The organism is Bradyrhizobium arachidis, assembly GCF_015291705.1.
GTDB lineage: Bacteria > Pseudomonadota > Alphaproteobacteria > Rhizobiales > Xanthobacteraceae > Bradyrhizobium > Bradyrhizobium arachidis.
In genome coordinates this window covers 2,463,684-2,484,153 of record NZ_CP030050.1, presented here as the reverse complement: position 1 = coordinate 2,484,153, position 20,470 = coordinate 2,463,684, and the positions used below count along the sequence as shown (strand labels likewise).

At 58.5% G+C, this 20,470-nt stretch carries 16 protein-coding genes; 4 read left to right on the top strand and 12 right to left on the bottom strand.

Annotated elements, in window-relative coordinates; translation table 11 throughout:
- Positions 1-32: 32 nt before the first annotated feature.
- Complete coding sequence (locus tag WN72_RS11410) at positions 33-1,157, bottom strand: FAD-dependent monooxygenase (protein WP_210339299.1); 1,125 nt, start codon at positions 1,155-1,157, stop codon at positions 33-35.
- 1,239 nt (positions 1,158-2,396) lie between these two features.
- On the opposite strand from WN72_RS11410, the gene WN72_RS11405 reads away from it, so the two are divergent.
- Both WN72_RS11405 and WN72_RS11400 read left to right on the top strand, forming a co-directional pair.
- The gene (locus WN72_RS11405; protein ID WP_092217567.1) at positions 2,397-3,677 is read left to right on the top strand and encodes an O-antigen ligase family protein; all 1,281 of its coding nucleotides are present in this window, start codon (positions 2,397-2,399) and stop codon (positions 3,675-3,677) included.
- A 59-nt stretch (positions 3,678-3,736) separates the two neighbouring features.
- Positions 3,737-4,732 carry a hypothetical protein gene (locus WN72_RS11400; RefSeq protein WP_143130682.1) on the top strand — a complete coding sequence of 332 codons (996 nt, stop codon included), beginning with the start codon at positions 3,737-3,739 and terminating at the stop codon, positions 4,730-4,732.
- Here WN72_RS11400 and WN72_RS11395 read toward each other — a convergent pair.
- The 10 genes from WN72_RS11395 to WN72_RS11350 form a co-directional block, all read right to left on the bottom strand.
- Complete coding sequence (locus WN72_RS11395; protein WP_092217565.1) at positions 4,729-5,877, bottom strand: acyltransferase family protein; 1,149 nt, start codon at positions 5,875-5,877, stop codon at positions 4,729-4,731. The genes WN72_RS11400 and WN72_RS11395 overlap by 4 nt on opposite strands.
- Before the next feature lie 346 nt (positions 5,878-6,223).
- Positions 6,224-6,904, bottom strand: a complete 681-nt coding sequence (locus WN72_RS11390) for a hypothetical protein (protein WP_143130681.1) — start codon at positions 6,902-6,904, stop codon at positions 6,224-6,226.
- An 87-nt stretch (positions 6,905-6,991) separates the two neighbouring features.
- Positions 6,992-8,335, bottom strand: coding sequence for an O-antigen ligase family protein (locus WN72_RS11385; RefSeq protein ID WP_167380973.1), 1,344 nt, complete (start codon positions 8,333-8,335; stop codon positions 6,992-6,994).
- Positions 8,336-8,430: 95 nt separating this feature from the next.
- On the bottom strand, positions 8,431-9,435 hold the full coding sequence (locus WN72_RS11380; protein WP_167380972.1) for an ABC transporter substrate-binding protein: 1,005 nt from the start codon (positions 9,433-9,435) through the stop codon (positions 8,431-8,433).
- Between the two features lie 115 nt (positions 9,436-9,550).
- Positions 9,551-10,051: a hypothetical protein gene (locus WN72_RS11375; RefSeq protein ID WP_143130679.1), complete on the bottom strand. Its 501-nt coding sequence runs from the start codon at positions 10,049-10,051 to the stop codon at positions 9,551-9,553.
- Positions 10,052-10,077: 26 nt separating this feature from the next.
- On the bottom strand, positions 10,078-10,761 hold the full coding sequence (locus WN72_RS11370; RefSeq protein ID WP_035730101.1) for a hypothetical protein: 684 nt from the start codon (positions 10,759-10,761) through the stop codon (positions 10,078-10,080).
- A gap of 74 nt (positions 10,762-10,835) precedes the next feature.
- On the bottom strand, positions 10,836-13,262 hold the full coding sequence (locus tag WN72_RS11365; RefSeq protein WP_244553833.1) for a polysaccharide biosynthesis tyrosine autokinase: 2,427 nt from the start codon (positions 13,260-13,262) through the stop codon (positions 10,836-10,838).
- Between the two features lie 110 nt (positions 13,263-13,372).
- Positions 13,373-14,536 carry a WecB/TagA/CpsF family glycosyltransferase gene (locus tag WN72_RS11360; RefSeq protein WP_143130678.1) on the bottom strand — a complete coding sequence of 388 codons (1,164 nt, stop codon included), beginning with the start codon at positions 14,534-14,536 and terminating at the stop codon, positions 13,373-13,375.
- Positions 14,523-15,707, bottom strand: coding sequence for a glycosyltransferase family 2 protein (locus tag WN72_RS11355; RefSeq protein WP_092217591.1), 1,185 nt, complete (start codon positions 15,705-15,707; stop codon positions 14,523-14,525). The genes WN72_RS11360 and WN72_RS11355 overlap by 14 nt, the downstream gene beginning before the upstream one ends.
- A complete protein-coding gene (locus WN72_RS11350) occupies positions 15,707-16,939 on the bottom strand; it encodes a glycosyltransferase (protein WP_027562166.1) in 1,233 nt (410 codons plus the stop codon). The genes WN72_RS11355 and WN72_RS11350 overlap by 1 nt, the downstream gene beginning before the upstream one ends.
- Before the next feature lie 137 nt (positions 16,940-17,076).
- Between WN72_RS11350 and WN72_RS11345 the strand changes: the two genes are divergently transcribed.
- Together WN72_RS11345 and WN72_RS11340 are read left to right on the top strand one after the other, a co-directional pair.
- The gene (locus tag WN72_RS11345) at positions 17,077-17,967 is read left to right on the top strand and encodes a glycosyltransferase (protein WP_143130677.1); all 891 of its coding nucleotides are present in this window, start codon (positions 17,077-17,079) and stop codon (positions 17,965-17,967) included.
- Between the two features lie 221 nt (positions 17,968-18,188).
- Positions 18,189-19,067, top strand: a complete 879-nt coding sequence (locus WN72_RS11340; RefSeq protein ID WP_092217558.1) for a hypothetical protein — start codon at positions 18,189-18,191, stop codon at positions 19,065-19,067.
- Between the two features lie 140 nt (positions 19,068-19,207).
- Here WN72_RS11340 and WN72_RS11335 read toward each other — a convergent pair whose 3' ends face one another.
- Positions 19,208-20,389, bottom strand: coding sequence for a polysaccharide biosynthesis/export family protein (locus WN72_RS11335; protein ID WP_347337487.1), 1,182 nt, complete (start codon positions 20,387-20,389; stop codon positions 19,208-19,210).
- Positions 20,390-20,470: the final 81 nt, after the last annotated feature.

The following is a 20,470-nucleotide window of genomic DNA, read 5'->3' as shown; positions in this document are numbered from 1 at the left end:
GCCTGGAGGCCGAGGTTCTGCGTGCCACCGGCTCAAAAGCGCATTTGCGTCAGCCCGGACGCTCTTGAAGCTGCCGGCGTGAGGTTTCTCAGATGTGCCGCAGCAGTGCTTCCGAGTATATTTTCGCTGTATCGGCGCCGAACGACTTCCGGCAAGATGGCTCGCCCGAGACCGTTCGCGCCAGACAACAAGAACACCAGCGAGAGCAGCGCTCGTTGATGCCTCGCATCTGCAATGGCGCCTTCCGGCCATAGCACCGTGTTCGACAGCCCCCATTTTTCTTGTGCTGCTTCGCTCGGCTGGAATCGGCGTCTTGTATAGGTTCCGTTCGCGTCTTTCTGGAAGTCGAACAGGTCAACGTATTGCGGCTTGAGAAATCTGACGTCCGCTATCGAGCCCATCAGATGGCTCATGTAGTATCGCCCGAGGGGGCCAGCTTCGCCGCCGAACAGCTCGGGCCGATCGCGCTGCATATTCAAAGCTAACCTTGTCGTCTCGATCCCTCCCGCCGCAACGACGAGCATTCGAACGGGTAATCGCGATAGTTTCGATCCATCCGACGATGCCACGGCAAGTTCAGTGACGACACCGTCGCCTGAGAGGAAAACCTCGGTCACGACTGTGTTCAGGCATACTCTGATGTGGGCGGATCGAACCGCGGCCCCACCGTGCCGGACCTGGCTACGCCTCTCGCCCGCGAAGCGCGCAAGATTCGTACACGAAAACTCATCGTCAGACCCGTGAGCTACATTGGCTGCAATGAACTCCGCAGGGCCTGCGTCAAGAAAGCGACTGGCCGGTTCGAAGAACGGCGATACATCCTCGTATGTGACCGGCCATGCTCCGTCGCTTACAAATTTCCGCTCCTTGAAGTCGATCGGATCGTAGGCCACGCAGGCTCCGGCCCAAAGATTGGATGTTCCGCCGTACATTTTTGCCGATACGGCCTCGAGCGGGCCGTGGGTTGCCGGCGTCTGGAGTTGCGCGGTGAACAGACTGTCCACTGATCGGCGTCGCCTCAGACCTCCGGCTTCGAGGACCTGACTGGAAATTCCCAGCCGATCGAGCTCGAGCGCGATTGCGAGACCTACAGGACCCGCTCCGATGATCGTGACCTCGGCAGCGCTCTGCGATCTATCGAAAGCGTCCCCAAACATTGGGTGTCCTTCCGGCAATTAATGACACAATCTGCGCGGGAATTGCGGTTACAAGATGGATACGCGCGATCAAGGGACGCGAACAGCGCCCTCTTCAGAGGAGCGAAAGAGACTCCCTGAGGGAGCGGACGCGGGCGGGGACTCAGAAGAGTTGCAGCCACCTGAGCAGACGAAGCCTAGACGGCAGCTGCCGCGTGTGTTTGGCTTGCGATCCGCCGCAAAATGCAAAAGGACGCAAGACGCCGACCGGCAAGCAATCCGATTTGGATATCTATCTACTGCGCGAAGTCCTAGGAGAAGAACACCTAAAAGCGAAGCATCTTCTCCGTCAGATCGAAGCCGGGTTCTTTGTCATACAGGAGGTCAAGGACGCTCGCCGCATGCTCGAGCTCTTCTGGAAACACCATCGCGCGAAAATTATACCAGATCGGTCGGACAAAACCTCGACAGTGGACAGGGGCGAGGACGCTCTTTACGGACGAGCGGTCTGCGGCTCTCATCTTGGCGTGCGCACTCGATGAGGATCAGACGCGCAGAGCAAAAGTACCGCTCCGGGAAGCTGTTGAAAAGTCGGATCTGTGGAGCGACTACGAGACGTCGACAAATTTCGCAACAACGACTTGGCTCATTTCGGACCATTCAAGATCGAAGGCGAATTCACAAACATTCGCTCCTTCTCCTCATTCGCGATAATGGGCGGAGCAGTGGACGCGGGACAGTAGCGAGAGCAAAAGGACCGGCCAGAACCGATAACGCCAAGTCCGCTCGAAGAAGTACCTGCTCGCTACCATCGACAGCGGCATGAGGATGTAAAACTGCTTTTCGACGGACAGCGACCAAGTCTGCAGAAGCGGCCGAAAGAGTAGCCCGAAATGACGACAAAACGTCGACCCCGACGAAGCCTCCCGAGAGATAGGGAACGGAACCCCTACGAGGAAGAAAAAGCAGCGAGAACCGCGATAGCTCTCGGACCATCGACGTCAGCACGGTCCTGCCTAAGATCCCGGGAAGAAATGCGCAAGTCTGGACAAAAGTTGTCATTTCCGTGAATAGTTTCGGAACCATCACAAATGCCGACATTGTGTCCACGCGCTGACAAGCTGAAATGACAAGCATTTGCGCGCTAACATTAATGCAGAGGGGCACGACCACCAGTCTTCTGGCTCTGGCACGGGCATTACCAATCGGATAAATTGGCGAGAATTTCGGCCTCTTCTTACCTCGGATCGGCAACGAATAATGACCCTCGCAAGAGCAGCGCTCTTTTGGCTCCTAGCCACGCGCACCAGCGCCGAAATCGTCATAGGACTTTTCGGTAGAACGAGCGGCGGCGATGAGGGGGGTTTTTCGCTCGGAGCGATTTTCAACCTCGCAGCTCTTTTGATAGCAACGGTCGCGCTGCTTTACTGGTCGCGTTCGCGGTCTAAACTACCTATACTGGTCTGGGCACCTTACCTCATCATCGCGGCTGGCTCGCTAACCTACACCACCGAGGTCGGGGACAGCGCGAGGTTGCTGATGAGCACGCTGACGTTCCCCGCAATCTTTTTGTCGGCATTCATCCTTCTGAGAACAATCGAGGACGTGGCCAACCTACTCCTTTGCATCATCTATTCGTCGATTGTTCCGACCGTCGTCGCCTTCTACCAAATTGCGACGGGAGGCCTCGGAGGAATGACAGGTGACCGGCTACAATCGACATTCTCGCACCCGAACGTCTTTGCGTTCTATGTGATCGCCGTCATTTGCGCCATTTTGTACTATAACCTGGTAGCGCATCGCCACGTCACGGCAATCTGGCGAGCATTTCTGTTCTCGTACATTCCCGTCCTGCTTGCCTTTCTACTTATAACTCAAACTCGGTCGGCGTGGCTCGGAATGGCCGCCTTCATCGTCATCTACGCTATCGGCGTTGACCGCAAGCTGCTTGTCGCGCTGCCTTGCGCTCCGCTTGTCTTGATGCTCCCAGTAGTTTCCCAGCGCTTCGAAGGCATCGGGGCGGAGCCTACGATCACTTTCGAAGACGTCCAAAGCGGCTATGTGGTCGCTAATTCCTACGGTTGGCGTCAGCTTCTCTGGGGACGAGCGTTGGAGGATTCCGCAGACGCCCGGGTCCTCGGCAAGGGGCTTGGCACCCTCGGCAAAAATGCTCTTCACTTTTTCCCGCTCTCAGAGCACGCAACTGAGGCTCACAGTGCTTATGTCCAGACGATCTACGAACTTGGGATCCTTGGACTGCTCGCCTACTTGATGCTCTATCTCGGCATAATTGGTGCGGTTTTCATCTACAGACGCCGTGCCCCCCGTTTGGCCTACATCGTCATCGGCTTCGGGGTCGTCAATCTCCTTATCAGCTACTCAGATAATCTTCCCTATTATCTGTCATACAACTGGTACGTTTGGGCGATATTCGGCGCGGATTTCGCGCTACGGTTTGGCGTTCTCCAACCGGCACCGAGACGGCTTCAGACATTTGCCGAAATGCCATCTTCCTCTGCAACAGCAGCTCAGCCAAGATAGGCGTTGGTTTCAGCAACATTTAGCCAATCTCTTCGTCGCCGAACCTCAACGGAAACCCCATGAATTCCCCGTCAGCAGACCCGTCAAGCGCCGGCATCAGGCCGGTCATCGGATTTCTGACCTTGGCGATCGGTGCCCGGGATTACATCAACCAGGCCTACTACCTCGGTCTGTCGCTCAAGGCCAACATGCCGGGATATCCGATAGCCGTCGTCACGGATGACGAAACTGGAAGGCTGGCCAGCATCTACGACCACATCGTTCCCGCGCGACGGTCCCTCGGGCGGGGCGTTCGCCAGAAGATGTACATTGACCAGTATACGCCGTTTGAAGAGACATTGTTCATCGATGCCGATTGCATCGCGGCTCGATCCTTCGAACGTGAGCTGGATGAGGTTCGCAGGTTCGACTTCACTCCGGTTGTTCAAAGACATCTTCGGCCAGGCGATGGCGATGAATATTTCCTGGATTTGCCAGGCCTGATGAAGCGCATGGATCTGCGTGTCTTGCCGAAGTTCAACGGCGGCGTCTACTTCTTCCGAAGGTCTGCTGTCAGTAACGGCGTGTTCGAAGCTGCCCGCCGCATCCAAAGCGAGCCTGCCGAATTTGGACTGAAGGCATTCGACGCAACCGGACCTGGCGACGAACCTGCCTATGCGCTCGCCATGGCGCGCTACGACATCTCCGGATATGAGGATCAAGGTTGCCTAATGCGAACACCTGTGGGTCTTCGCGGCAAGCTGTCGATTGATCCTGTGCAAGGAGAATGCAACTTTGTGAGGGCGGAGGGTCGCGTTACGCCCGCAATTTGCCATTTCGCCGGCGACTATCGCTTCATGCCCGAATATTATTGCGCACGGGTAGCGCTGGAGCGGCGCTGCCCAGTCGAGGCTGTTCCATTCTATTTGCGAGGCCTCATTCGGGTGGAGCTAGCGCGGCAACGGCTAGCTCGCCGGGTTCGGTGGCTGCGCGGCTCCGTGGAGAGGCGCCTCGGCTTGATCTTCACAACGATGGGGCTTCGCACCTTATCGAAGGAGCCCGTAATTCGTCGCTAGGTTTGGGAGAAGCCTTTGCGCCCCCAGACGCGGGCAAACACAAGGCCACCGAAAAGGTCAAAGATTGATCTGAACACCCTCTGCGCGATCGGCTCTGCGGCAATAGCGATGCAAGCGGCAGCCAGCACCATCGCAACAAGAGTAAGTCCGAGCGCTGGGTAAGGATCAAGACCCATGCGAACAAGATATCCCATCAAGGCTCCACCTACTGCGTTGTGCAACAGATATAGAGGGTATGTTGTTAGGCCCAAGGTCCGAGCAACGGCTAAAGCCTTCTTCTGATCGCGGAAGACGTAGTTGAATTTCGCTGACATATACAGCAGGGCAACACTGGCAAGCCAAATGCATGCTCCGATAAAAGCACCATTCTGAGCCACACACCCGATAGTCACGAAAGAAAGCGAAATCCATCGCCACGTGGTTGATCGATCGAAGATCAAGAGCCATATCAGGACGCCTACCGCGAAGAAGCATCCGTGACAAATCAGCATCAACTCCATCACTCGTTCATGGGGTAAGTTCAGCAGGGGCTCTCCGGTCAGGAACGACCAGCTTCTTCGCGCGAGCCAGAATATCGTGCTTACGCCTCCCACGAAGATGATCGAGCCCTCAAGCCATCTAAATCTCTTGAGAAGGAGTAGTAAGTAGACCAAGCCGTAGAACGCGATCTCTATGGGCAGCGTCCAATACACCCAGTCGAGCCATGGACCGAATGGCGAGATCAGCAAAGATTTCACGAGCTTTACGATAAGAGCCGAAACTGGCTCGGCATTCACGGCAAGCAACGCAGCGAACGACAGCGGAGCGATCAGCCATATAGCCGGGACAAGCCTCACAAAGCGTCCTCGGAGAAAATCGTAAGCCGTAGAACCATGTGCTGAATAGGCGATGATAAATCCAGAAATTACAAAGAAGATCTGTACGCCTACCGAACCAAACTCGAAAAACCGTAGTTCAGGAAACTGCACCGAGGATTTGGCTGCAGTTCGTGCTGTAGCCCCTGGACCCCCGGCCCAGACAAAGAAGCAAAGATGAAAACACATCACAATTAGTGAGGCAAAGAATCTAAGTAGGTCGACGCCTAAAATCTGCTTTGCCGGCAATTTATGGGAAGCATCGAGGGACGAAGGGGCGGTTTGCGGCATCTTTCACTACTAAGCTGAAATCACACGAAGTATAGGGTAGCGTCGGGCGCAGGCGACCACTCCCGACCGCCTAGAACTCAGTGGGATGGCTTTGCTCTGCCCCTCGCCCTGATCTAAGCGTCGTCATCTAAGCACTTTTCTCGAAGGACGAGGACCGTTACATCGCGCTTGAGTTAACGCGGCGAAGAACGCGCACTCCATTCGATGGGCTGCGCCGCTCCACGAAGAAGCGCATAGGCCGGACCTTGGTCGCAAGAACGCCAAGGGCTCAGCTCAAGTCGCCCGCAATGCTTCAATTTGTCCGCGAGCCAAGTATGACGAAGACTATTAGCAGCAACGCAATGATCTAAGGCGTCGAGCTGCTTACGCTCGTCGTTGTGGTGTTGATCGTCGTCGACACGCTCAGGCCCGTGGTACCACCACTGAAAAAGTTGGTGGTCGGGTTGGTGACGCTGTTTGCGAGGAAAGTCTGCAAGGTGCTCGAACCGCCGAACTGATTGGTCAATGGGCTCGTTTGGCCACCGCTGGCGCCACCGGAGAAGCCGCCCGCGCCGCCGCCAACGCTACCGATCAGCTGGTTCCCGGTAATGGCTGCGTATTGCTGCTTGGCATCGGCCGAGTTCGTGCCGACGATCTGCGTTTGGATGTCGCTGGCAAAGTTGGGATCGGGGCGAATGCACTGGTTCGCCGCGAGACCGAGACCCGTCCCAATGGCCTTCTGCAGGTCGGAACTCGGAAGCGGATCCGTCTTCAAGAGGCCGATGACCAAAGGCAGCATGGCCGGGTCGCTGATCACGAGATCCCGGACATCAGCCGTCACATCTCCGGGCGAGCGCGACGAACCGGCGGTTCCCAAAAGCGACGAAGGATTTGCACTGAAATCGGCAATCTTCTGAGGGGACGCGGCGCCTGGACTGCAAGCCGCGGAGGCTTGCTGAGCCCCTCCGACCAGCGCCAGCAGGAACACCGCTGACGTCACCCCCCTCAAACCAATACGAAAATCCCCAAGAAACGCTGCGATTGTCATTGGACACCAAACTGTCAAACGGCGTTTGCCGCAATTATTAATAACCTATTGACATTGATAGCACATTTCGACCGTTCCGTCCAGAGATCATGGAACAGACAATCGGTCGCTCGCTCCGGATGACTGGGCTAATCCGATTCCGAGTAACACCATGATACTTATGGAAAATCCTGGAATTTGCAGGGAAAAGTCCAAGAGCGAATGGAGCAGCCCGAGCGCTCCGGCCCAAAAAGCCATCACGGGAAATACGCGGTCGCGCCGGCGCCGGACCATGGCGCGCGCCAGAGCGACCATCACAGCGGCCCACACGGCGGCGATCAGGCCGGCGAACGGCAGGCCCATTTCGGCTGCGAGCTCGAGCGGGGTGCTGTGGGCGCGATCCCATACCCCTCCGATAGGAATCTCGCGGCTGCGATATTCCGGGAAAACCCACCTGAATGTGCCGAGGCCGGTCCCGAGGAGTGGATACTCCCGGATGATCTCGAACGTCGATCTGTAGGCCTCCGCCCGTCCGCCGCCGGAAAGCCCTCCCGTATCGAACCGAGCGTTGACGGACCCGCCCAAGACCGAACTTAGCAGGACAGCGGCGCCGACGATGGCCACAACGGCCATCGCGGCGGCCCGCCAGCTGCGCACCCAGACACGGTAGTACGAAAGCGCGCCGCCGGCGATGACCAGAAGCGTGGTGCTGGTGCCGAGCCGCGAGCCTGTCATGAAGCTGGCTGAGAGCGTCAAGAAGAAAGCGACGGAGCAGATCAACGTTCGACGCGATGGACGTTCGAACAAGGCCCTGATGATGTGACGTCGCGAGACCTCGCGAAGCCTCAGGCTCCGCGCGCAAAGCAGCAGCCATGCCAAAGCGCTTGCCCCCAGATACACAGCAGCCGTGTTGGCATTGATGAAAGTCGTCGTCAGGACGTTGCGATAGGCCACCTTCTCGAGCCAGAGCACATGATCAGGCGCAGCAAGAAAGCTGACAATTCCATACACTGCATAGAAGAGGCCGGACCAGGCGAATATCTCGAGGAGCAAGGCCGCAGACCACCTGCTCCGGCCGAGGCAGATCCCGCAGAACAGCGCGAGCGTATTGGCGATCTGCGCTCCGGCCGCAATGCTCGGCAGATCGCGTACAGCGCTGATGCGAGCGGTCGGCTCGGTGCCGAGCAGCGCCGAACTTTCGCGCCAGATCGGATGGGCGAGCGCAGCAAGAGACGGCGGCAGCGGGATGAGCTGCAACGTGACCACCAGCAACCAGCAGCAGATCACAACAGCGAATCCCGCAAGCACGGCGAGGCCACAGACATGGCGCCACACGCAATGCAAGGCTATTGCCGCGAGCAGGGTGACCCAAACCGCCAGCACGTTGTTTTGTACCGAGCCAAAGATCAGCGGCACCGCAGCGATCACGAGCCCGAGAGCGTAGGTTGCCAATCTTTCGCTGAGGGGTATTTCGATTGCGGCAGCCGTCTGCTCTTCAGCTGCAGCCGCTTGCCGCTCAGCGCGTATTTGCGACCGTCCAGACATCGCTAATCGGCCTGAACCGACCGCGACTGCCTACGATAAACGTCCGGCACGAGCGAGAAGTCGATGGCCGCGCGCAGATCTACCGGGTCTGAGATCACGCGCTGTTGCAGCAGGAGTCTCTGGAACTCCTGCCATCGCGCCAGATCGAGCTCGGCCATCCTCGCCCCAAAGGGCCTGATCAAATCGCGCTGCTGCTCAAGCATGGTCATCGAGCGTTCTGGCGTCGCTGCGCGCCCAATCGCCGCCGCGACGAGCGCAGCCGTTCGACGGGGATCGAGATCGGCTCGCGCCCAGGATGCAAGAAGTGCGGAGACGAAGGTTTCGGCCGAACTGGACGACGTTGCGAGCATCTGCGTCGAGGCGATGTAGACCGTCCCCGGAATGTGGATCTTGAAGGCACCTGGATCGAGTACACGATAGGGTACCTTGAGCCGGCGCAACTCCGCGCCCTCAACTTCCAGGTAGCCAGCCAGCACGTCGATGGCACCAGCCATGAGCTGTTCCACCGTGCCGGTGGCTTCGGTCGCCCTGACCAGGCTGCGTTGCACGGCATTTCGGCTGATGAGCGCTTCGACGACAAACCCGACCTCGCTCGACGCCCTGTAAGCCAGAGTCTTGCCAACCAGATCCGACGGGGTCTGCAAGGCGGTCGTGTCGAGCGCGAACAGGCGGATTGAGCTCGCAACATAGGAGCCGGCGATCGCGACAACCGGCATACCTGCGGCGCGCGCCCGCAGAAATGCCATTGCGGAAACATGCCCGATGATACGATCGCTAGCAGCTACGGCCTTCACCACGTCGTCGTCGTCAACACCGACCTCGAGGCGTGAAGACAACCCAGCCTTCTGAAAAACGCCATCGTTGACACCGAGCACGACGCCGGCGGCAGCCTCGGTTAGAGGACCGTTCCACTTGATGATCAGCGCTTGCAAGGTCGCTTTGCCTTGCTCCTTGCTTCCGATCGGCGACCATTCTCTGACCAAGAGAGAGGCCGCAATCAAGGACATGACTCCGACGAGCCCGCCCAGCAACATCGCGCGCGGAAACAATCGCCTGGAGACGGATCCTGATGGCCTGCCGTGGGCACGCCGCGACCCGTCCCGCCTTGATCTCCCGTGGGGCCTAGTTGGCATATTCGCGAAATGAATACTGAAAATCGGAGTACGAGAAGATTCCGAGGATGTGTTGCTGACGACGATAACCACCAACCGACATCGTCGTGCAGCTATCAGTCTTGTAGTAGCAGGCCCGAATCCGGATCTGCTTGCCGCAGTGATTGTCGAGAATGAGGATATGATTGAAGACGTTCTTGTTGAGCGTCTGACTTTCGGACGTCGACGATACGGTGAGACATGGCTTACCGGTCGGATCGAGGGCGCGGGGACGCGAGACCGTGAAACTCTTGGGCTGCGTCAGCGGAGAACTCGTCGCGAACTTGCCGGAGCCACCGACCGTTTCGTCGGACAGAGGTTGGTTGGCAAGACTTGCCTGTCCGAATGCTGGCCCGCCCACGACGCAGATCGTGCCTAACACGAATACCGGCAAGATCTCGCGCAAGCAGTTCGCGCGACCGGCCCGGGAGAGGATCGGTCCGATGGCTCGGGCCATCATCTTCTCAGGCATGACCGCGCGCATCCATCTGTTCCAAACTATTGCTGCCGTCCCAATGGATCACGCAACTTCACTCCGGGCACCGCAAGATCCGCGCCTTCAGCGCGAGCCATGCGCGCAAATTGATATCGCATGGTCGGATCCGTCCACTCCAGCTCCGACAGCAATTTATCGCGGATAGGCCAGCCCGCCCCCAAAACGTTACGCACGGCGGTGGCGAGCAGACCCGAGTTAACCAATGTGGCAAATTCGGCGCGGACGGCACGCTTTTGATCTTCTGCCAACAGCTCATAAACCGCAAGGGAATAGACGTTTCGACGGACGGCTATCCATCCCTCAACCGGGGCCAGCCGGTACGACATCGCAAGGCTGGCAAGCTCCGGTCCGGCCGGAGCTCCCTGGTTGATCCGTATCCAATACCGAATGAACCAGAGGAAGCCCTCGGTCGGAGCACATGCAATCGTCTCGTCGAGTGCTTCGCGCGCTCCCATGAGCTGTTGATCTGCCCGCTTCGGGTCAGCCGCGGCCACCGCCTCCTCGTATAGACGGGTACGGATGATCACGTCGCTGCGGAGCTCAATTGGGTTGCAGGGGACCCGCAGTTCGGCGGTTTTCAGTTCGGGCAGCAATGCTTCAAGCCGATCGAAGCGATCCGAAGCCAGAATTCGCGTAGCGAATCCATTCAGCCGCGTCTCGCGATCAGGGTGGATGAGGAAGAACACACCCCACCCCCCCGCCAGGAAACAAGCACAGGTCGCAAGCAGCCTAACGGTGAGCAGCAGGCGCAACGATCCTTCTAATCGACATAGCCGTATCGGTGGTAATAGCGGTTTCGATAGTAATCGCCGCGGTAGGCGTCATAGCGGCCCAGGGCTGCGATATCCACCTTGTTCAACACTATTCCCATCAGCTTTTTCTGCACGCCTGGCGCTTCCTCCAGGCATCGCTTGACGACATCGATCTTGGTCTCGGCCCATTCCACCACCAGGGTATAATGGTCCACGATGCGCGACGTGCCGCGCACGTCGATAACAGGCGCGAGCGGAGACAAGTCGACGATGATGAGATCGTAGTGGTTTCGTAGCGCCTTGAACAATCTCTCCATCGGAGCCGAGGCCAGCAAATCGGCCGAGTTCGACGATCGTGACGCGATGACGCAAGGCAGGAAGTGGAGCGCGGACTGACTGTCAGTCCAGATCAGATCCTTGAGTTCCGCTTGACCGAGAACAAGCTCGATTAGTCCGGCCTGCGCATCCGGCGAGAAACGCCGGGTCAATGATGGGTTGCGGATATCGCAGTCCACCAGAAGCGTGCGCGTACCGCTCATGGAGCTCGCCTGCGCGATGGCGCCGGCAATCGTCGATTTACCTTCGTTGGGCAATGACGATGTGATGCCGATGATCTTGCAGGACGCCTCGTCCCTGCTCAGATCGATGGCCATCTTGATCGCTCGCATAGATTCCGCGAAACGAGAGAACGGCGCGCGGGTCACAACACCGGACATGGTGTCAGTGACGTTCATCTGCCGGCCCAGAAGCTGAGCACCGGCCGGATACTCCGAAGGGACGACCTGTTGCTCGGGTTCGCTCCTGCCTCTCAGATGGCGCCAACCAGAGGCCAGTTTGGCCACCGTTCTCGCTTTGCTCCAGCCCGTCTGGGGCAACTCATCCGGCTGAACGCGCGGCACGACCGCAAGACAGCTCATACCCAGCATCGCTTCAACTTGCGGCGCCGTGCGGAACACGCGATCCATCATATCCCTGATGAACGCACCTGCTCCAGCAAACAAGCCGCCGACGAGCAAGCTACCGAGGAGCACGAGCAAGGTCTTCGGGGACGACGGACTCAGCGAAATTGCAGCCGGCGTGATCACGCGAGCTTCGGTAATCGGAAAGGACTGCTGCTGCACCGACACCATGTACATCTGCAAGAAGTTGTCGGAGAGAGCACGCGCGCTCTGCGCGTTGCTTTCCAGATCGCGCAGCACAATTTGGGCCTGGCTGGTGTCGTTGGATTGGCTGATCGCGTCGTTGAGGCTCTTCTGGCTGGCCTCCTCGCGCGACTTCGCGATTTCCAGATCACTCTTGAAGCTTTCGGCCGTTCGCCTCAGCTCGTCCTTGATCGACCGCCGGATCTCGCGCATCTGATTGCGCAGATTGATCACTGCAAGATGGTTCGCACCGTAGCGATTGGACCAGTCCGATTCCTTCGCCGCATAGTCGAGATAAGTCTGTCGCAGCTTGACGATGACGGGATTCTGCATCGTGTCGGCGACCGTCGCGAGGTCATTGAGAATGACGTTGCGATCTTCGTCGTCAGACTTCAGAATCGCCGTGATGCGCTCGAGACGGGCTTGTGCTTCCGCACGCTGCGCCCGCGCGACGGTCAGCGCACTGTTGATTTCAGCCAGTTGTTGCTCGCTAAGCAGTCGACCGCCCGCATCGACGATGTTGTTCTTGGCCTTGTAGTCAGCAACCGCGCGCTCGGCAGCCGAGGCCTGCGCCCGCAGCTCCTTCATGCGATCCTGGAGCCACACCGCGGCACGGCGGGACGCGTTGTACTTGGCCTCGAGAGAGTCGACGATATAAGCCTCGGCCACCGCGTTCGATATCTGCGCGGCGCGGTCCGCGGATGTCGAGCGGTAGGATATCTCGATGACGTAGCTCAATCCCACGCGTTTAACGGCGAGGTTCTTCTGAAAGCGACTAAGCGCCTTACGCAACTGCTGATACTCGGACGGCGGCGTGGGACTCGAAAACAGAGAAAAGACGGCGCCTAGGACATTGCCGACGAGCCCGCCGCTGTCGCCGGTAAACTCCGGCTCGTCGACCAAACGCAGGTCTTTGATGACCGAGAGGGCGATCGTATCCGACTTGATGATCTCGACTTGGCTGTCGATCATCGCCGATTCAATCGGCGCATCACTGCCAGCAGACTGTTGCTGCTGCATCAGGTTGATCTTGCGGCTGTCGATGATCAGACTGGCAGTGCTCGTATACATTCGCTGCGCGGTGATCACGTAGAGCAGCCCAAGCGACACGCACGCCAGGAAAACGAAGATCATCAAGGGAAGCTGCCGCGAGATCAGCCCCTTCAACGCCAGAATGGCGTCGCTGATCGACAACAGCTCCGGCTCCGGAGCCTCGACGTTGACTGAAGGCAATCGGCTATGAAGCATGCGCGGAGTACTTTGTTGTTTGAGGAAAGCGATGCTGCGCTGCACTAAAATAGCATAAGCATCACGACGAATATGAGGCGTTTGGCAAAGGCAAGCACTTCATGAACCGCATCGGGGCAGCTATTTCTCGAATATAATCAGTCTCTTGGCGAAGGTCAATCGTCAGGCGGGCCCATCAAATAGTCAGCGCAGTGGAGATGGACGAGCAATCGGGCCCCAAGCCGCCGCGGCGAACGAATCCGGACCGGAAGCCTCTTTTCGAGACGCCCTCCCCTCGCGACGATCAACAGGCCGAGCAAAGCAGGATCGACATAGCTGACCTCTCTCAGACATACGACCAGTTCACCTCGAAAGTCCTGATATTGATCGAGCGCTTTGCGCAGACCTTCGAGATCGAGGTCGCTCTTGCTTCCTTTCAGCTCGATCACGGCGCGACCATCTCGGGCCGTGACGTTCACATCCAGCGCCGCTCCACCCGAGCTGGCAAGCTTGAGCAGGGGACCGAGCAGCAAGAGCGGAAACGCCTTTGTTGCCAAAAGCTTCGCCAGATCGACGAAATCCCTGGCGTACCGGGACGCCAGATAAGGCTCCTCCCAAATCCGCCATAGCCATTCCAGGCCCGTCTTCTGCAGAAACTCCGGCGAGCGTCGTATCGTTCCCGCAACAAAGTTAATGACGGATCCGAGATGGGCGATGACGGGCACGTTGAGATGGGGCGAATTCAGGCTGATCCAGCTATGACCACGCTTGGCATTGAGCGCCAGAATGAGCAGATCGGCACCGGATCGATTGATATCCTCGAGAATGTCCGCTCGGCTCATGCTTTCAATCGAGCCATAGCCCGGCGAGAAACTGCCCGCGCTCTGCAAGGAGGGCGACAATTGCGGCAACCGCTCACAGGCACGTGCTGCGGCCCCTTCAGGTCCCCCGAAGAAGAACACTCTCATAGGTCCCGCCGCGCCCGACATCATTCTGTCAAAAACCGTCGATCCCGGAACTCTTTCCGGAACGGGAATTCCGAGCATCCGAGATAGGATCACCAGCGGCATTCCGTCGACGGTCGAGAGCTGACTCCTGCCGAGAATATCGCGAAACTCCGAGCTCTTCAGACACGACGTGAGGAAGTTCAGGTTTGGCGTCGACCAAACACAGCGATCCCTCCTCGCCACAGCCTGCTTCAACTCGGCAACCGTCTCCTGGAAGGAAAGCGCATCGACCGGAATGCCGAACAGGCAATAGACCCGACGGCCGAAGTCAACGCGCACCGGATTGAGGTCGCGTTCCGACACATCTGCAATTTTGAGACTATCTTGAGTCACGATCAGTTCTTACCCAGACGCGCTGACGATTCAAAATGAACTTCAGGTAAAGCGGTATCTTCGCCAGGACGTAGATTGGCACTTTCAGCAAATCCTCGAGTGAGCAGAAATCCCGCCCAAAGCGAGACCACAAGACCATGACGGCGAGCACGAAGACGACTGTCGAGACAAAGCTGACGGCGAAAGGTGCAGCAGTATCGGTCCAGAAGAATACCAGGGCTCCCTGGAACAACGATGCCAAGGTCAGGACTATCAAAAGCGACAGCGGTGGCACGATCAGGTCCAGGACGAGACCAAGAAGGTTCAAATCGCGACGCTTGATCGCTTCGCCGAACAGCCGAGGCGCATGCGTTACAATCGAATGAAGATATCCGTGTTCCCAGCGCGTGCGCTGCGATTTTTCCGCCCGTACATCTTCCGGAAATTGGCTCGTCACAACGGCTTCCGGACAGAACAAGGGCGCGCGCCCCCGCAGCGCCAGCTTGAGTCCCAATGTTAGATCTTCGACCAGTTCGTCGGTCGCCAGGCTGACCGATCCAAGCAGATGCGTCGGGAACGACATGCCGGACCCTGTCAGCTGTGTCGGCAAGCCGAGCTGCAACCAGCCGAGTGGCCTCACATAATTCTTCGTAAACCAGGCAAGATTCCGAATTGGGGAGAGATCTCCGCTCCGGGTGGGCGCCATCAGATAGGCCGCCTGCACTGGCCGTCCTGTCGACGCTGCAAGAGCTGCGATGCGCGCAAGCGCTCCCTCCGCGACCTGACAATCCGCGTCAACAATGATCACCACCTCGGGAGCTCCGGTTCGGGTCAGAAACTGCAGACCGTGATCCAGAGCAAATCCCTTGCCACGATGCATCGGATCGTTGCGAGAAGTGACCTCAGCACCCGCCGCGGCCGCGACATCGGCGGTTCGATCCGAGCAGTTATCTGCGACAACCACCAGGCGGTCCGAGCCTGTCAGCTCTCGACGGATCGACTGCAAGGTCGGCGCAATTCCTTGTTCTTCGTCGTGCGCGGGAACGATAACGGCGAAACCCGGGCGCCGGACATCTTGCGGAGGCACGTGCCCAGTCCGAGCGGCAACGAAGATCTGGACGGCAAAAACGAGGATCGGAACGGCGACGGCGACCGCTATCGCAAAGCTCGCGCAGACGATGAGGACGGACATCATGCCTCCAAAGCGTGGGCGAACAGCGCGCTCAGCTTCCCAGCTTCCGTCTGCACGTTGTGCTGCTCGGCAACAGCGCGCGCGCCTCGCTCTCCCATGGCCTGAAGAACCGATACGGGCGCATTCAGGCAACGGTGCATGGCATCGGCCAGTTCATCCTCACTGCCGGCAGGAAACAGCCAGCCATTTTCTTCGTGGACGACAAGTTCGGGATTACCAGCAATGTACGTCGTCAAGACGGGTCGACCGAGCGCCATGGCCTCCATCAGGACAACCGCAAGCCCTTCCGCAAAGCTCGGCAGAACGAACGCGCGGGCATCGAGTATCTCGCGACGCACAGCCTCGCCGTCCGCCCAGCCCGTGATACGAACCTTGCCCTGCAACTGGTGATCCCTGATCAACTGCTCAATGATCGGACGATTCTCCCCGTCCCCAACGAGCACGAGCTCGAAGTTGGCCCCTCTGCCTGCCAATCGTGCAGCTGCTGACACCAGCAGCGCCTGCCCCTTCTGCTCGCAGAGCCGTCCCACGCACACCAATTTGTTCGCGGCGTTGGCCAGCACAGAGCTGATCAAGAAGCGCTCATCGACGCCGCAGTGAACCACTTTGATCTTATTCCACCCACTCGGGTGAATGAGACGCATCAGCTGGCCACGTCCGAACGAGCTGATTGCAACAACGAATTTCGCCCGCTCCACCTTCGTCTGCAGGTTGATCCCGATGATCCGATCGAACTCCTCGGGACCATGCACGGTAAAGCTGTAAGAGATTCCCGTGAGGCAATTGACGAGCAATGCGACGTCAGTGGGATTGGTGCCGAAATGGGTATGAAGATGCGAGAGTTGGAGTCTTGCGAGTTCCCGCGCCAACCAGCACGCCTCTGCCAAATATATGGCATGGAGAAAGAAGGGACGATCGCTTCGCCGCATCAAGGCCACGGCCATCGTGAAAGATCGCCAAAATCCGCCGGGCGCAGCAAACATCGTCGCCACAACTGCCCATGCAATGGACAACACGCCCTTGTTCAAAACGTAGGCAGTTCGCTCCAGTTCCGTCCGATCGTCAACGTCCGGCAGTTCCGCATCCCAGCCACGCAAGGCAAATCGATGAACCTCCCAGCCCAACCGCTCAAGCGCGAGAATTTCACGCCGGATGAAACTGTGACTCACTTTGGGATATTGGCTTGTCAGATAGGCCACGCGCTTTCGGAGCGGCGACTTCAGTTCAGGCACGCTTCAAATCCCTTCGTCGACCGAGGCTTCTCGCAGTGCGATAAAATACCAAATCATTGCGGGATCAAGGCAGATTCCTTAGAAATTGGTTATCGCCGCGGGTTGCGCGCGCGAGCAACTCGTTGCGGTGCCTGAAGATGGTTAAAGTCAGCATATATATCCCGACTCACAATCGCAGATTGCTTCTCGAGCGCGCGCTGAGATCTGTCATACAACAGACACACAGCGATCTTGACATCATCGTGGTCAATGATGCCTCGACAGACGACACGCGCGCCTATCTCGACGGTCTTCGGGCCAGCGAACCTCGCCTCACGGTCATCCACGTGGATAAAGCAAGAGGAGCGCCCGCCGCGCGAAACCGCGCCATAAAGATCGCGGCCGGACAATTTATCACCGGCTTGGACGATGACGACGAATTCACGCCGACCAGGATTGAGAATCTCCTGAACTACTGGAGCAATCTCGGCGACGATGCGAATCGCATTTCAGGATTGTTCACACAAAGCGTGATGACCGACGGCAAATCGTCGTCTCCCACCACCGATCGCAAGGACGAGGTCAGTTACGAAGATCTTTTCCACCACAACTTCATCGGCAACCAGATTTTCTGCCCGACCCAACACCTCGCGGAAATTGGCGGGTTTGACGAAAACATGCCCGCCTTGCAGGACCTCGAGCTTTTCATGCGCCTGGTGAGAAGATACGGACCCGCGCGTCTCGTTCCTGATTGCAGCTACGTCTGTTACGTCGATGAAGGTCGCGACCGCATCTCCAAGAATTCCAAAAAGCGCTACGATGCCTTCGAAAGAATAATGCAGAAGAACGACAAGGCCCCCGCCCACCTTAAACCGTATCTCTTCATGCAGCTCTTCTCTCCCTTCTACGGCACCGTACCGAGCTTCGGCGATTGGAGCCGCATGATTCAGTGGGGCGCGACGCCCGCGCTTCTCGCGAAGATGTTACGCGCAACAATCCGGAACGCCTTGGTGACGGCACGCGGTTATGCGCGAAAGAGCGTTGCATAACGCCAACAATGTCGAGGCATGGGATGCGACGCGAAGTATCTGGATTTGGTTTGAGTGCGGTCCTGCTTGTTTGCGGCTTTTCGGCCGCGTTCCTCGACAGTGAGGTACGAGCCGGATCAGGTCGAGATCCAAGACTCCAGCCTTTCTCGAATGCAAGTTTCTGGAATACGCCGCTCGGAAAGGGAGCCTCCTTCCAGGATCCCCAGGAGACCGAGACCGCCATGATCAGGAATGAGAGTGTCGGCGGTCACGCCGCCTCCTACGCCTGGATCGGGGTAGACCTTCTCAAGATAGATAGACAGAAGGCCGACGATCCGGTGATGCGATGGGAGTACAAGGGACGCTCGAGCACGGGTCCCTGGTTGTTTTCGTCGCCGGTGAACGGAGGGTCATTCGAGCTCAAAACGCCTCATGATATCCAATTCCTGGGAGGGACCGACAGGTATGCCGCGATCATTACCCAGGACGGGCGCTACGCGTACGAAGTCTGGAAGGGTTCGTATGATGCCGCGGCCAACGTCTATCGCGCTCACTATGTTGTGCTGACGGATTTGTATGGCCTGGGAAAGGCGAGCCGCGATGGCGCCTCCGAAGGCATTCGGGCCTTCGGCGGATCGCTCCTGGGCGGTCTCATTCGATGCCATGAACTCGCGCAAGGCGTCATCCCGCACGCATTGGCTATGGTCATCAGCCCGAACCAATTGCGGCGAGGTGCGACCATGGCCGAGCAGAAGGTGTGGCCGGCCACGGCAACCGATCTTGGCGGCCGCAACACCTATTCCGGCAACGTCCCCATGGGCGCTCTTTTCGCGATTCCTCCATCGGTCGATCTTACGAAGCTCGATCTATCGCCCGAGGGGATGGCCCTCGCGCGGGCCTACGCGACCTTTGGCGGCTATGTCGTCGATGCCGCAGCTCGAACCAACATGATCGCCGTCACGGAAACCGGTTGCAACAAAGCACAGACCGACAATCTGCAGCGCGACAAGCGCAAGATCCTGGCCCAGCTGAGAATGGTCACTAACAACGGCCCGGATAGCGTGGGCGGCCCCGGCGAGAGGGTCGTGCCGAGACCTACCGAACTGCAGCCGCTTCATTAGGGCCGCGTCGAGGGGCCGACCGAACCAGGCAATCAGTTGGGCTCAACAAAAAGCGCCGCCGACAAACGTCGGCGGCGCTTTTGTTGCCAAGAGATATCGATCCCGGCGGATGGAGATCAGACTCGTGCCGCCCGAAGGGATCACAGTCCCTTCGAATTGATCCTGAGCACCTGCACGTTGTTGGCCGACACGATCGTGTCGTTCGCGGTCGCCACGATCAGGCGCACGAACTGCAGGAACTTCGCGGTGTCGTAGGTTGCTGCATTTGCAGCGAACAGCACGTCCTTGTCACGCATGTCGAACTTGGTCGCCAGGAAGAAGCCGGCAGGATCTCGGAAATCGACATTGTAGACAACCGGGACCAGCGGACCGACATACTTCGAGCAGTCTACACCCAATCGCTCGGCGAGCTCCCGGGGTTCACGGCGGTAGACGAAGACACCCGCGGGCTCGGCCTGCGCATCGAGTAATCCGCCAGCCTTGGCCATGGCTTGCGCCATGGTGATCTTCCACATGTCAAACGGGAATTGCCCCTGCTGTCCCGCCGCGCCGAACGCCAGGAAGATCTGGGGTTCGCGGTAGACGTAAATGGTATCGCCTGGGTGGACCCACACGTTGTTGTCGGGCTGGTACACGAGCGCACCGAACGGCACCGTTGCCCGCTTGCCGTTGCGCTCGAGCGTGACCCAAGTCTCCCATCCCTGACCCTTCGGGCCGCCGGCGCGGCTGATCACGTCCAGCACGCGCTCGCCAGCAGCGTTCGCTTGCAGGCGGGCCGGCGTGTTGACCTCGCCCAGCACGCTGATGAGCGACGTGTTTTGCGTGATCAAGGCGACCACGACCTGCGGCTCGATGGCTCGATTGCCGATCGCCTTGACGATGTCCTGCTGAATCTCGCTGGGCGTACGACCTGCCGCCTTGACGGCGCCGGCATAGGGCACGGTGATGTTGCCCGCCGTGTCGACGTTCTGATTTGGAATCTGGACGAAGTTGCCCGGCCTGACGCCCGCCTCAGCAGGGATGAAGAGACCGCCGGCGGCCGCTTCGAAGATCGTCACAGAAACGACGTCACCGATGCCGAACTTGATGCTGCGCGGAGGCGATTTGTCGGGGAAGGTGCCGGCCAGTGCGCCCGGACCATATTCTTTGAGAATGTCGACGACGGTCGGCGTGAGCTTGACGAGCCCGTACTCCGGCCCCGCCTTCGTCATCTCGCTCTTGATGACATGGTCCTCGGGACCAGAGCTGGGCATGATCGCGCAACCTGCCGAACACAGCAGGACGACCGAAAGCAATGCCGATAAAGTAATGCTGGATTTCACGCCCAACCCCAATGGTAACCCCGTCGAGGATTGGGCTGAATCCTCAACGGAGTCAACGTAATCCCTATCGAATTGCTAGAA